This is a genomic window from Janthinobacterium sp. PSPC3-1, from assembly GCF_049896105.1.
GTDB lineage: Bacteria > Pseudomonadota > Gammaproteobacteria > Burkholderiales > Burkholderiaceae_D > Janthinobacterium.
Genome location: NZ_JAFCTQ010000037.1, coordinates 36,739 through 50,549 on the forward strand (window position 1 = coordinate 36,739; position 13,811 = coordinate 50,549).

General features: G+C 60.1%; 11 protein-coding genes and 1 tRNA gene. 4 read left to right on the forward strand and 8 right to left on the reverse strand.

All coding sequences use genetic code 11. The annotated features are described in order from the left end of the window. Positions 1-34 precede the first annotated feature (34 nt). The 8 genes from ACP7B7_RS26185 to nhaA all read right to left on the reverse strand — a co-directional run bounded on the left by ACP7B7_RS26185 (position 35) and on the right by nhaA (position 7,862). Positions 35-110: transfer RNA gene (locus ACP7B7_RS26185), tRNA-Asn, on the reverse strand. A 73-nt stretch (positions 111-183) separates the two neighbouring features. Further along, the gene (locus tag ACP7B7_RS26190; protein WP_308925341.1) at positions 184-1,485 is read right to left on the reverse strand and encodes an NCS2 family permease; all 1,302 of its coding nucleotides are present in this window, start codon (positions 1,483-1,485) and stop codon (positions 184-186) included. Positions 1,486-1,556: 71 nt separating this feature from the next. Beyond that, positions 1,557-1,958: a GtrA family protein gene (locus ACP7B7_RS26195; RefSeq protein ID WP_426078628.1), complete on the reverse strand. Its 402-nt coding sequence runs from the start codon at positions 1,956-1,958 to the stop codon at positions 1,557-1,559. 128 nt (positions 1,959-2,086) lie between these two features. Continuing rightward, entirely contained in the window at positions 2,087-3,556 is a 1,470-nt protein-coding gene (locus ACP7B7_RS26200; protein ID WP_426078629.1) for a c-type cytochrome, read from the reverse strand. Next, complete coding sequence (locus tag ACP7B7_RS26205) at positions 3,553-5,211, reverse strand: GMC family oxidoreductase (protein WP_426078630.1); 1,659 nt, start codon at positions 5,209-5,211, stop codon at positions 3,553-3,555. Before ACP7B7_RS26205 ends, ACP7B7_RS26200 begins: the two co-directional genes overlap by 4 nt. Beyond that, the gene (locus ACP7B7_RS26210) at positions 5,208-5,855 is read right to left on the reverse strand and encodes a sugar dehydrogenase complex small subunit (RefSeq protein ID WP_426078631.1); all 648 of its coding nucleotides are present in this window, start codon (positions 5,853-5,855) and stop codon (positions 5,208-5,210) included. Before ACP7B7_RS26210 ends, ACP7B7_RS26205 begins: the two co-directional genes overlap by 4 nt. Before the next feature lie 223 nt (positions 5,856-6,078). Continuing rightward, complete coding sequence (locus ACP7B7_RS26215; protein ID WP_308925336.1) at positions 6,079-6,378, reverse strand: hypothetical protein; 300 nt, start codon at positions 6,376-6,378, stop codon at positions 6,079-6,081. Positions 6,379-6,629: 251 nt separating this feature from the next. Beyond that, a complete protein-coding gene (nhaA, locus tag ACP7B7_RS26220) occupies positions 6,630-7,862 on the reverse strand; it encodes a Na+/H+ antiporter NhaA (RefSeq protein WP_308925335.1) in 1,233 nt (410 codons plus the stop codon). 492 nt (positions 7,863-8,354) lie between these two features. On the opposite strand from nhaA, the gene ACP7B7_RS26225 reads away from it, so the two are divergent. The 4 genes from ACP7B7_RS26225 to ACP7B7_RS26240 all read left to right on the forward strand — a co-directional run bounded on the left by ACP7B7_RS26225 (position 8,355) and on the right by ACP7B7_RS26240 (position 13,674). Further along, positions 8,355-9,764, forward strand: a complete 1,410-nt coding sequence (locus ACP7B7_RS26225) for a DUF6035 family protein (RefSeq protein ID WP_308925334.1) — start codon at positions 8,355-8,357, stop codon at positions 9,762-9,764. Between the two features lie 120 nt (positions 9,765-9,884). Continuing rightward, on the forward strand, positions 9,885-11,459 hold the full coding sequence (locus tag ACP7B7_RS26230) for an ATP-dependent nuclease (RefSeq protein WP_308925333.1): 1,575 nt from the start codon (positions 9,885-9,887) through the stop codon (positions 11,457-11,459). Further along, a complete protein-coding gene (locus tag ACP7B7_RS26235) occupies positions 11,444-12,514 on the forward strand; it encodes an AAA family ATPase (RefSeq protein WP_308925332.1) in 1,071 nt (356 codons plus the stop codon). The genes ACP7B7_RS26230 and ACP7B7_RS26235 overlap by 16 nt, the downstream gene beginning before the upstream one ends. Before the next feature lie 638 nt (positions 12,515-13,152). Continuing rightward, positions 13,153-13,674 (forward strand): PIN domain-containing protein, encoded by a 522-nt coding sequence (locus ACP7B7_RS26240; RefSeq protein ID WP_426078632.1) that lies wholly within the window; start codon positions 13,153-13,155, stop codon positions 13,672-13,674. The last annotated feature ends 137 nt before the right edge of the window (positions 13,675-13,811 follow it).

A 13,811-nucleotide genomic window follows, 5' to 3' on the forward strand; every position in this document is an offset into this window, starting at 1 on the left:
GTGAAGCCCGGGCTTTTTACTTTGCTGCTTGTTCTGGCTCCCCGACCTGGACTCGAACCAGGGACCTGCGGATTAACAGTCCGTCGCTCTACCAACTGAGCTATCAGGGAAGTGAGGCCGTATTATATACGCCGATTTTTCCTGTGTCCAGAAGCAATCTGCACGGCATCAAAAATCCCGATCCTATTCTGCGCCAAGGTAAATGAACTTGAACAGGAAGATGGCGGCGATGATATAAGCCACCACCGACACCTGCTTGCCCTTGCCCGTCAGCAGTTTCAATACCGCATAGGTAATGAAACCAAAAGCCACGCCGCTGGCGACCGAATAGGTGAACGGCATCATCAGCGCGGTGATGGCCGCCGGGATACTCTCGGTGCTGTCGTCCCAGTCGATGAAGGTCAGTTCGCGCAGCATCAGGCAGGCGACATACAGCAGCGCCGGCGCGGTGGCGTATGGCGGCACGGTATGGGCCAGCGGCGCAAAGAACAGGCTGCCCAGGAACAGCAGCGCGACGGCGACAGCCGTCAGGCCCGTGCGGCCACCGGCTTGCACGCCGGCCGCGCTTTCGACAAAGGCCGTGGTGCTCGAGGTGCCGAGAAAGGCGCCGGCGGCGATCGCCGTGCTGTCGGCCAGCAGCGCCTTGTTCATGCGCTCCATCTTGCCATCCTTCAGCAGGCCGGCGCGGTTGGCCACGCCCATCAGGGTGCCGGTGGCGTCGAACAATTCAACCAGGAAAAACACCAGCACCACATTGACGATGCCGATCGACAGCGCGCCCATGATATCGAGCTTGAACAGGGTCGGCTCCAGCGCCGGCGGCGCCGAGACGATGCCGTTGAACTGGTTGCCGCCAAAGAAAAAGCTCGACACCGTGATCACCAGGATGCCGATCAGGATGGCGCCCGGCACTTTCAGGCGATCGAGCGCGACGATAATGAAAAAGCCGATGATGGCCAGGATGGGCGCCGGCTGGTGCAAATCGCCCAGGGCGATGATGGTGGCCGGATTCGACACCACCACGCCGGCGCTTTTCAGCGAAATAATCGCCAGGAACAGGCCGATGCCGACCGTGATGGCCGTGCGCAGCGCGGGCGGAATGCTGTTGATGATCAGCTCGCGGACCTTGAACAGGCTGACCAGGATGAACAGGCAGCCGGAAATGAAGACGGCGCCCAGCGCCACTTCCCAGCTCATGCCCATGCCCTTCACCACCGTGTACGAGAAATACGCGTTCAGGCCCATGCCCGGCGCCAGCGCGATCGGGTAATTCGCGTACAGACCCATGATCAGGGTGCCGATGGCGGCCGCCAGGCAGGTGGCGACAAACACGGCATCCTTGGGCATGCCGGCATCGCCGAGAATGCTGGGATTGACGAAAATAATGTAGGCCATCGTCAAAAATGTGGTCAGGCCGGCCAGCAGCTCGGTGCGCACATTGGTGCCGTTGTCCTTCAGTTTGAAATAGCGTTCCAGGAACTGCATGAGTAACCCCTTGAGTTGGTCGAACCGTGCGCGTGCTTGTGGCCAGCGCGCATCTTGTTTTTGTATTGCTTTTACTTCGCCGTGCCGGCCGGCTTGAAGGCCCACCAGCGGCTGCCGGCAAAATTCCATACCAGGCCGATGCCGGTCGCCAGTACCTGCGCCAGCCAGACATGCCAGCCCTGCTCATGCACGAAAAACCACATCAGGCCGGTATTGATGCACCAGCCGACGGCCAGCAAGCTGAAGTACTTGGCGGCCGCCTCGCCATGGCCCTTGTCGCTCTTGAAGGTGAAAAAATAATTGAGCACATAGTTGACGACCGAGCCCAGGATATAGCCCAGTCCGGAAGCCGCGGCGGCGGCGTCGACGCCAAAGACTGTGACGCCGGTCCACAGCACGGCATACTGCACAAGCGTGCCGGAAGCGCCGACGGCGGCAAAGCGCAGGAACTGGTGATGCAGGGAATGCGACATGGTTGATTTCACCTGGAACAATAATGAGCGGCCGGGCAGGCAAGAACAAAAAATGGCTACGATTGCTCGTAACCATTTTTCATCCTGCATTTTACTGCAAGTTATGGCAAAGACTCAAAAGCTGGTGCTCAATCCTTGCTCTGACGACGGCTGCGGCGCCAGACCAGCAAGGCAATCAGCGCCAGCAAGGCGGCCACGCCGGCCGGCACGATAAAGTGCGGCAAGCGGGCCAGCAGCGGCGTTTCGCCACCGCGGCGCGCCTGCGCCACATAGGCCGGCGTGACCGACACGGCCGGGTTGCCATATTGCTTCAGCACGTAATTGGCGATCGAGGCGACCTGCTCGTCGGTCAAGGCTTGCACGTAAGAACGCTGGTCGAAACGCGGCATGAACGCTTCCACCTCTTCGCCTTCCTTGCCGATCTTGCGCTCGACGCCAAACAAGATTGCCGACACCAGGTTGGCCGGCGTGTTACCGCCGGTCGCCGTATTGTTGAACAACGCCGGATACGCCTGGCCCGTGCTGCCGGCGCCGCTGGCCGAGTGGCAACTGGCGCAATAGCCGCTGAACAACACCTTGCCACTGTTCAGCGAATGGTGCTCGGTGGAGCTGGCCATGCCGCGCAAGCCTGCTTCCTCGCTGACGGCGCCGCCATAGCTGTAGGCGGGCTTCTGCTGGCCAGCCGCGCGCACGGGCGGCACGGTGCGCAAATACGCCACGATGGCCGCCACATCGTCGTCGCGCAAGAACTGCAGGCTGTTCTGGATCGCCTCGGCCATGCCGCCGGCCGCCTGCCCCTTGCCTTCCACGTGGCCGGTTTTCAGGTAGGCCGCAAGTTCCGCATCGCTCCACCCGCCGATGCCGCTGATGGCGTCAGAGGTGATGTTCGGTGCATGCCACGACCCCAGGTTGGCGCCGGCCAGTTGCTGGCTGCCCACTTCGGCCATCAGCATATTGCGCGGCGTATGGCAGGCGCTGCAGTGGGCCAGCCCTTCGGCCAGATAGGCGCCCCGGTTGATCTGCGCGCTCTTGCCCGCATCGGGCACGAAGCGCTTGTCGTCGAGGAACAAGGCATTCCATCCCAGCATCGACAGCCGCACATTGAAGGGAAACGGCAACTTGGTCTGGCGCGCCGGCTCGTAGACAGGTGCTACGGCGTGCATGAAATAGTGATACAGGTCACCCACATCGGCATCCGACAGCAGCGCATAGCTGGTGTAGGGCATGGCCGGATACAGATGGCTGCCGTCGGCGCGCACGCCCTGGCGCAGCGCGCGCGCAAAGTCGGCCTCCGTGTAATGGCCGATACCGCCTTTTGTCGATGGCGTGATATTGGTCGCGTAGATCGTGCCCAGCGGCGAGTCGATGGCGTAACCGCCGGCGTACGGCTTGCCGCTGGCGGCCGTATGGCAGGCCATGCAGTCGGCGGCAATCGCCAGGTAGCGGCCCCGCTCCAGGCGCGCATCCTGATCGGACGAGGCGGATGTGGCGGCCGGCACGGCGGGACGGTCCGGCGTCAGGGTCACGGGCGGCGCGGCCAGGGCCGAGCTCATGGCCACCAGCACGACTGCCGTGGCGCTCAATACACGGCGCATCATGCGGCCTCCCGCGCCAGGGTACGGGCAATATCGTCGGCCGCGCGCAAACCGAGCGCGGCCATGCTGAGGGTCGTGTTGACCACGCTGGCCGACGGCATGGCGCCGCCACCGGGCAGCCACAGATTCGCATGGTCGTGGGCGCGGCAGTTGCCATCCACCACCGAATCAAGACGGTTGCTGCCCATGATCACGCCGCCCATGATGTGATTATTCGCGTTCAGGCTGCTGGTGATATTGAACTCCACCGCGCCGAACAGCTTGCCGATATGTTCCAGCTGCGCATGCGCGGCCTTGGCGCCGTTGCGCACATAGTCGCCCACGTCATAGTAAATATCGGGGCAAGCCAGGCCCAGCGGATCTTTGCGCGTGCGGCTCAGTGTCAGGCGGTTATGCGCTTCCGGCAAGGGTTCCAGGCTGATCGACAGGTCGACGCCAAACGCGGCGCGGCGGCGAATCTCGTCGTCCAGGTCCTTGCCGACCAGGCCCAGGTTCAGCGACTGCTGGGTGGCCGGACCGACCCGCGTGATGTTATTGAGGATCATCTTGTTGGCCGAATACTGCGCGCGGAAGGCGCCGTCGCGCGGCCCCACCAGGCAGCTGCTCTGCGCCGGGCCACGGCCGGTCCAGATCGGTTCATTGGCCAAAAAGGTACAGTGGAAACCGGAATGATCCATCATGTTGCGGCCCACCTGGTCGGAACTGTTGGCGATGCCGTTCGGATTATTCTGATTGGCCGCCAGCAGCAGCAGGCGCGGCGTCTCGATGCCATTGGCCGCGATCACGAAGGCCTTGCCGGTCGCCCTGTGCGATTGTTTTTTGGCGTCATACCAGTGCACGGCCGTCACGCGGTTGTTCTGGTCGGTATCGATGCGGTAGACCACCGCCTCTGCCAGCACGCCGGCGCCCTTCAGTTCGGCGCGCTGCACATGGTGGATGCCGTTGTACATGGCGCCGATCGGGCAGATTGGCTGGCAATTGTTATTGCCGCAGCAGGTAGGACGGCCCTGCCACGGGCGCGTCGAGCGGCCCTGTGGAATCGGCACGGAGCGGTAGCCGTGCGGATTGACCACCTCGGCAAAGCGCTTGTCGCCATGGCCCCACGGCACCATGTCCATCGGATAAGGCTTGCTGCGCTCGCTGGGTGACTGCAGCGCCGGATCGTTGGGGCCGGCCACGCCCATTTCCTGTTCGGCGCGGCAATAATACGGTTCCAGCTCATCATAGGAAATGGCCCAGTCGCGCCCTACGCCGTAATCGCTTTTCATGCGCATGTCGGACGGCAGATGTCGCCAGCACGACGCGGCCCAGTGCCAGGTGGTGCCACCGACCGTGCGCAAATAGCCCTGCTGGAAACTGCTGCCGCTGGGTCCGGACAATTCCACATAATTATTCTTTGGAAAATACAACGGCGCCGGCGCGTTTTCCGCCTGCGGATACAGGCCCTGGAAGTCGGAACCGACACGGTTCTCGAACGGCATGTTGCGCCAGTTTTCCACCGCCTGGCCGCGCTCGATGCGCAGGCCCGCTTCCAGCATGATCACGGAGTGACCTTGCGCGGCCAACTGATCGGCCATCATCGCGCCGACCACGCCGGAACCGACGATGACGACATCGGCGACGACGTCGCCATTACTCTTGAATTCGGGGGATTTCATTGTACTTGCTTGCCTTTCGGTTCGGGAGTGCCGGTGGTGGCCGGTGCAGGCGCCGGTTTCGGCGCGACGGGAGCGGACACCAGCACGGGCGGCGGCGCCTTGAGCCACCACAGCGGACCATAGTTGCAATACGTCGGCACCACCTGCCCATCGGCCACGGTGCGGTACATCAGCGCTTCGGCATAGGCGACCACGATGGATTTCGTGCCCTGCGCGGCATTGCCGGCCACCGTGCCCGTGTACCAGGCGGCCACGATGGCCAGCGCCAGTTCGCGCAGGCTGGCATCGGTGGCGGTGGCCGCCGCCAGCAAGTCTTTCGCCGGCTGGCCGGTTTTGACCAACGCGCCCAATGCGGGCAAGTGTTCGGCAAAGCCCGGCACATTAGTGCGCATGGCCTGCTCGATACGGGCAGCCGTTTCGGTACGCAAATCCTGGTGGCCGGTGATCTCCTGCGACAAGGTATAGAACAGCATGCTGCCCGGCGCGGCTTTTGGCGCGGCAGTAGCGGCGGGCATGGCGGCCGACAAAGGATTGCTCCAGAAACCGGCCTGCGCCAGCAAGGCAGCCAGCCCGATCAGGGCATGGCGGCGCGTGATGCGCGGCGGAGCAACATCGGAGGGGATGGAGGGGGTGGAATCTTGCATGGAACTCCCGCAATTTATTGTTGTGTTGACTTGGATACTTGCGTTGAATCGCATTTGGGCAAATACAATGCGCTTCGTTATTATCCTACAAAAATAAATTGTTCGCTAATGTAGTATTACTACGTGAACAATGCCAAAGCAGCAAGCGTGCTGAAACGCAGACGAGCGGACACAGCAGCGTGTCGCTGTAAAGAGGCTTGAATCAGGATTTATATCAAGCGGGTCATGCGCCAGCCACACGCTGCTCCTGCCGCCATTTCGTCACCATCTCGCTGCTGATTTCGCGCTCATAACAGATGGGAGCATAGCCGCCCTGCCGGCTCCACGCGCTGCGCCCGCCGCAGGCGCTGCCGTTCTTGGCGGCATTGTAGGGACAGGGGCAGCGGCCCGGATAGGCGGCGATCGAGTCGGCAATAATGCGCTGCTTGACCTGCGCGCTCGACAGTGCCGCCTGCCCCTGGCTCCATACGGTGGAAGCGCAGGCCAGCAAGGCGAGCGCGAGGGCAAGGCGGAGGTTTTTCATGGCGGTGGCAATCGTCGGTGTTGGCGTTGCCAGTATGACACATATCCATCCTTTATTTGCGGTCAAGCAAGCCTTCGCACATGGCGGAAGCGGGCGTACTGGTTCAACAGCTTGTTGATCAGCTGGTCGCTTGTGTAACAGCTCACATTATGCTGCGGCTCCCACTGAACTGGAAGCCATAGCCCGCTAGTGCCTGTTCTCCGGGGATGCTTGCCGGGATTCGGCCCAAGCGAAGCTGGGCGAGCGATAGCCTAGTGCGCGGATGGTATATCGGACGACGCCGCTTCGTCATCGAAATCCATGGTCTCAGGATCGGGATCCGACACCTGTGGTGCACCCATGAGATTCAGCCAGACAAATCCGGCCAGCCCGGCGACAAGCGAGGCCAGCAAGATCGCCATCTTCGATGCGTTGATGACCTCGGCTTGGCCCACGAAGGCAAGATTGGTCATAAAGATCGACATCGTGAAGCCGATACCGCCGAGCAAACCCGCGCCCAGCACATGGCGGCAGGCCAGGTCCAGCGGCAGGCGGCACACGCCGAGTGCCACCGCAGCAAACGTGAACAGGAAGATGCCCACCGGCTTGCCGATGCCCAGCCCCAGCAGGATGCCAAGACTGTTGCTGGTCAGCAGCTCTGTCGCCCAGCCGGTGCAGATCACGATGCCGGTATTGGCCAGCGCAAAGATCGGCAGGATCAAAAAGGCTACCGGCTTGTGCAACACATGTTCGAGCCGCTGCGAAGGTGAAGCGGCATCGTCCTCGATAGCCGAATCCGGAATGGCAAAGGCCAGCAGCACGCCGGCAATCGTCGCGTGCACGCCGGACAGCAGCATGAAAAGCCACATCAGCGAACCGCCCAGCAGGTAGGGCCACAGCGCCATCACGCGCAGCACGCGCTGCACCAGGAACAGCGCCGCGAACACGCCCAGCGCCGCGAACAGGTATGCGAAGGATAGCTGGGTCGTATAAAACACGGCAATGACAATGATGGCGCCAAGGTCGTCCATCACGGCCAGCGCCGCCAGAAAGACTTTAAGCGACACCGGCACCCGCTTGCCGAGCAGGCTCAGTACGCCGAGGGCGAAGGCGATGTCGGTGGCCATCGGAATACCGATGCCGGCCTGGGTGGGCGTGCCACCGTTGAACGCCAGGTGTATCAGCGCCGGCACGGCAATGCCGCCGGCCGCCGCCAGGATGGGCAGCATCGCACGGCGCAGGTCGGACAATTCACCGTTGTACAGCTCGCGCTTGAGTTCCAGGCCGATCAGCAGGAAGAAGATCGCCATCAGCGCGTCATTGACCCAGTGTTCGATGCTCAGGCCGGCAACGTAGCGGTGCCAGAATCCCAGATAGTCCGCACCCAGCGCCGAGTTGGCCAGCGCCAGCGACACGATGGTGCAAAGGATCAGGATAATGCCGCCTGCTTTTCCCGACTGCATGAATTCATTGAAGGTGCTGGAGAGTTTTTTTTCGATGCGCATGGTGTGTTCGGCCCCCTGTCCTGGTGGATGGGGGCGCCATTGTCTGGTGGTGATGGAGGGCGTGTGGAATGCTCGTGACAGCGGCGCGTCAGGAGGTGTCTACCAGAAACGGAACGGCCAAAGGCGCAGCATGGCGGCGCGCGTGTCGAAGAAGATAGCGGGGAAATGCAAGAGGGAACAAGGGCATGGGCAGCGGACACAAGTGTGGTGCGTGGCGGCCCGACCAGCGCATGTCCTGTCATGCTTGTTTGCATGATCACCCTGTCGTCATTATACCATTAGCAATATCAGCTCGACAGTGGCAAAATTGATGTGGCAGCGAAACGTGCAAAAGCCCCCGCGTACTTCAAAAAAGGCATTCGGTTCAAGAAGGGAACTTGGTCGCTAGTACTGTATGAGACGCCATCAGCCCCAGTTGTCCGGTGCCGGAACGACAAGAGCGGCAGCAATGATACTTCACCAGAAAGCAAGACGCCGCACCCAATGAAGCCAATGAGCCAAATCGGAAATCCGGGATTTTCCCCTTTTGATCCCGCAGCCGACCGCGAACTGCGCGCGCACCCGAGGCGCAAACAGGAACAGCCCAGCGAGAACGAATGGCTCGCGGTCAACGATCCGGAAATCCGGGGAGTGATGTGCACGGAAACCGGGCAACACCGGTCGGTTCGAGAGGTCTTGGGGAGGGACATCAAGGACCTGATGGACCTCCGCATGCGGGTGAGGATGAACCTGCAAACCGACCCGCTGTACCGGTGCTCCATCTGCGGGGTTGCCGTGCACATATGCTCCAGCCGCAACACCCGGCGCTTCTTTTTCAAGCACCGGGAACAAGACGGAAGCTGCCCGGCAAACACGTCAGGCGACTTGAACCAGGACGAGATCAACGCAAGGAAGTACAACGGCGCCAAGGAAAGCAAACTTCACTTGCGTATGAAGGACTGGATAACGCAGTGCCTTACCCTCGACGGCCGCTTCAACGAGATCCGCCAGGAGACCCGCTGGAAAGGCGCCCTCCCGTCGCAGTGGCGGAAGCCGGACATCACGGCACAGTACGGGGGCATTCGCGTCGCCTTCGAGATCCAACTCTCGACCACTCCGCTCTCGGTGATAGCCGCCAGGCGAATCTTCTACCAGGCGGAAGGCGCGCTCTTGTTCTGGATATTCGCCGAATTCGAGCAGGATTATCGTCGTCTGACGGAAGACGACATATTCTTCAGCAACAACCTGAACGCCTTCGTCGTCAACCAGAAGACGGTCGAGGCTTCCATCGAAGCGAAGGAGTTCCTTGTCGAGTGCGTTTGGGTGCAGCCGATTGAGGGTGGCGGGCTTTCCGGACTCCACCGAAGGCTCCTGCCCTTCCACACTCTCACCTTGCAGCCGGAGACGCAGCGCGCGTTCTGGTTCGATTTCGACGGGGCGAGGCGCGCGCTGGAGCCACGCTCCGCCGGAGACGCGCTTCGTACCGACATCGAGAACTGGTGGCTGGCCGAAGGCCCGCTCGACAAGGAGGACGAAGCCTCCGAAAGATGGAAGGTTTTCCATAAGCGCCTGCAAGCCCTCGACGTCGAGGCGACCCCGTATATATGGGACTACTTCACGACGCTGAAAGTCCTTTACTGCGCGAAGCACGGTCGCGCAATCTGTGACCGGAGGGGAACGCTGATCGCAGTCGCCCACGGGATCATAAGCAGCCACAGGCGCGACCTGCAGTGGTTCATGCGCGCAATCAAGGCGTTTGACAAATCCGGCCTGCTCGACCAGCAGGATGCCAACCGAAAGTTCGCGAGCAAGCTTAGCGCTGCCCGGAAGGACTACGTGAACGATCCCTTGCCGTTCGTCCCGCACGAAAAATGCGGTGCGTTGGTGAAGTTCCTTTTCCCGGAACTGGGGAGCCTATCGTAGGCCCACCAGATCCACGCGCAATGCAACATCAAGAGCTTGAACGCGACGCGCGCTACCCTGTAATCTGTCCGCAGTGCCGCGCGAAAACGAAAGCCGTGCCCACGTTAACCAAACCATGCCATGAAAACAATTGAAAAGATCCGGCTGTCCAACTTCAAGAAATTCGAGCGGTTCGAAGTGGACTTCGACAAGGAAATGAATATCCTGATCGGCGACAACGAAGCCGGAAAGAGCTCGATACTGACGGCCATCGACTTGGCTTTGGGCGGAAGCCGAAGCAAAGTGGACTCGGCAGGAATCGAGAGCCTCCTCAACATCAACAGTATCGCCAAATTCTTTTCGGGAGGCGCAAGATCCATCGGCAGGCTGCCCACAATGTTCGTGGAAATATACCTCAGCGACCAAGGCAACCACGATCTCAACGGGAAGAACAACTCGGCAGGCAAGGAATGCGACGGCCTGCGAATGGTCTGCGCACCCATGGACGAATTCGGAAAGGAGATTGTCGACATCCTCGCGCAGCCCGGCGAAAACTTCCCATTCGAGTACTACGCAGTCAGGTTCGCAACCTTCGCTGACCAGCCTTATTCCGGCTACTCGAAACACGTCAGGCACCTGATGATCGACAGTTCCCAGATCAACCACGAATACGCCACAAGGGAGTACACCAACTCCATGTACAGCGCCCATGCCAGCGCGCCCCAGAAATACAAGTTCCAGAATGAGTACCGGAAGCACAAGACGCAATTCAGGACCGACGTCCTGGCGGAACTCAACGACACCCTCAGCGACTACAAGTTCACCGTGCGCAACAATGCGAAGTCTAACCTCGAGACGGACCTGGTCATCACAGAGGGCGACATACCCATCGAGCACAAGGGCAAGGGGAAGCAGTGCCTTATCAAGACCGAATTCGCCCTCAAGAAGAACGCGGGAACCCACGCGCTTGACGCGATCCTCCTTGAGGAACCCGAGAACCACTTGAGCCACCTGAACACCAAGAAGCTCATACAGAGCATCCGTGAATCGAAGACGAAGCAGGTCTTCGTGGCGACCCACAGCAGCCTTATCTGCACGCGCCTGGACCTGCGGAAAGTGGTCATGCTGAACAGCAGTTCCGGAGTCCCCCTCGTGCTGAACGGCCTGTCGGCGGGCACGGCCGACTTCTTCATGAAGGCGCCCGACAACAACGTCCTCGAATTCATCCTGTCGAAGAAGGTCATCCTCGTCGAAGGCGACGCGGAATTCATCCTCATGGAAGCCTTCTACAGGAAGGCCGCAGCCGGGCGCACTCCCGAACAGGACGACGTGCATGTGATATCGGTAGGAGGCACGAGCTTCAAGCGTTATCTTGAGCTGGCCAAGGCGTTGGAGATCAGGACGGCGGTCATCCGCGACAACGACGGCGACCACCAGAAGAACTGCGTCGACAGCTATTCGGATTTCGCTGGCCTCGCCCACGTCAAGGTGTTCGCCGACCCCGCGAACGCGCGCAGTACCTTCGAGATCTGCATGTACGCAGACAACTCGGTCGCGTGCGACGAGCTCTTTGGCCCCGGCCGGAAGACCCTCCCGGTGCAGGACTACATGCTGAAAAACAAGGCCGACGCGGCCTTCGAACTCCTCGAAAAAAAGGAAGCAGCCCTCGCTACCCCGCCCTACATTCAAGAGGCCATCGCATGGGTAAAAGCGTAGTATTCGCCGTCGCGGGGTCCGGAAAGACGCGGCTGCTCATCGAGAGCCTGTCTCTGGACCGCAATCACCTGATCCTGACCTTCACTGACAACAACCTAGCCAACCTGCGTTCCAGGGTGATGCAGAAATTCGGCTACGTCCCGCACAACATAAGGCTCGCGACGTATTTTTCGTTCCTGAACTCGTTCTGCTACCGACCGCTCTTCGCCATGGCGATGAAGACAAGGGGATTCAACTGGGACGCTCCTCCTGCGCGGACGCTGAAGTTCTCCCGGGACTCCGACAATTACTACGTCGATGGCGCGCGGCGCATGTACTACGGCAGGCTGGCCCTGTTTCTGGAGAAGCGGAACGCCATTCCCGACATCGTGGCCCGCGTGGACAAGTACTTCGACTCGCTCATGGTTGACGAAGTGCAGGACTTCGCCGGGCACGACTTCAACTTCCTTTCCGCAGTCGCCTCCGCGTCGGGCGTGGACGTGCTTCTGGTCGGGGACTTCTACCAGCACACCTTCGACACCAGCAGAGACGGGGCGACAAACAAATCGCTCCACGATGACTACGCGAGGTACCGTGACCGCTTCCGAGAGCTAGGGATTGCCATTGACGACAAATCGCTGGTCAAGAGCCACCGCTGTGCGCCCGCAGTATGCGGTTTCGTAAAGGCCCAGCTCGGCATCGAGATGGAAGCGCACGGCGATCATGAAGCGCTCGTAGAGATGGTGTGCGAACAGGCGCGAGCCGACGAGCTCTTCGCCGACGGCGCGACCGTGAAGCTCTTCTACAGCGAGAGCAGCAAGTACGAATGCCATTCGCTCAACTGGGGCGGATCGAAAGGGCTGGACCATTTCAAAGACGTGTGCGTCGTCCTGCCTGACAACGTCTCGAAGGCATACAAAAAAGGTAATTTGACCACGCTCCCGGCAAGCACCAGAAACAAGCTCTACGCCGCCTGCACCCGTGCCAACCGGCACCTTTACCTCGTTCCAGGGGCGCTTCTCAAGCAGTACAAGACGCCAATACCTAACAGGAGTTCAGAATGGGCGCAGACGTAACCCAGTCCGAAAGACTCGTCGCGTGGCTGTGTAAACATGCCTTCCTCAGACTCTGGAGCCATCCAAACCAGTTCGAAAAGAAAGACAAGGAGCTTTGCGATTCCCTGATAGGGTACGGTGACCAATTCATAATCATCTCGGTCAAGGAAATCGACTACAAGGAAAGAGGCGACGCCACCGGCTGGAATCGGTGGACTATGGCCCCGACCGGAGCCACGCTTGACTTGAACGCCGCCTTTCCAGGCTTGAGTATCTTGCGGCGCGGTTCGGTCGGCGGGCATAGCATTCGCCGGCAGGCTGCGGCGTCTCTACGCTCTCGGCGACAGGAGATCACGAAACCATTTCCACGAGCACGGGCTGTCCTGTCCAGTCGTACCTCATGCACACAGGCCTTTAGTAAATATCCTCGGGAACATCGGCATCACTGCCTCGATCTGGCGCTAAGTGATGGCTGCCGCACGCAATATCAGTTTTAAATCGCTGTTTGTTAACACCGATGATTCCGTCGTAGCTCGACATCGATGTCTGGATATGGGGAATATCGGCTTAAACTTGCGTTAGCGCGAATTGCCCATAAGCTTGCCCGATGTAACTATCGCAGTCTGAAGAATCCTTTCCAGAACGAGAGCCAGTCCCACATGTTCAACATACTCATCGACACCAGCGTATGGTTAGACCTCGCTGCGGACCCGAAACAAACATCCTTACTCGACGCTCTTGTCGACCTTGTGGCCAACGGACGCATAACCCTCATAGTGCCCAGGATAGTCGTCACTGAATTTCAGAAGAACCGCAATCGCGTTGCAAAATCGAGCGCGAAGAGCCTTGCGTCACACTTTGACCAGGTCAAGGATGCAATTCGTCGGGCTGAGAACGACAACAAGCAAAAAGATAAGATCCTCGGCTATCTGTCCGACATGAACCACCGCATTCCGGTGCTCGGCGGCGCAGCGGAAGGTACCCTTACAAGAATAGAGCAAATACTTAGCAATGCTGCAATCATCGAAACTGGAAACGAGACAAAAATTATGGCCGCCGACCGCGCTCTGAATCGGAAGGCACCTTTTCACCACGAGGGCAAGAACTCCATGGCGGATGCCATACTAATAGAGACCTATTTTGAATGCGTGCGCACAATGGGCGGACTAGGGTCTGTCTGACTGAACTTAATTGAGGTTGGATGGTCATAGAGCGATGAGCCGAACTGACCTTACCGAAAAGCAGTGGTGCAAACTTGAGCCCCATCTGCCCTCCAACCCCCATCACGGTCACGTGTATGTCGAGCATCGGCACGTGA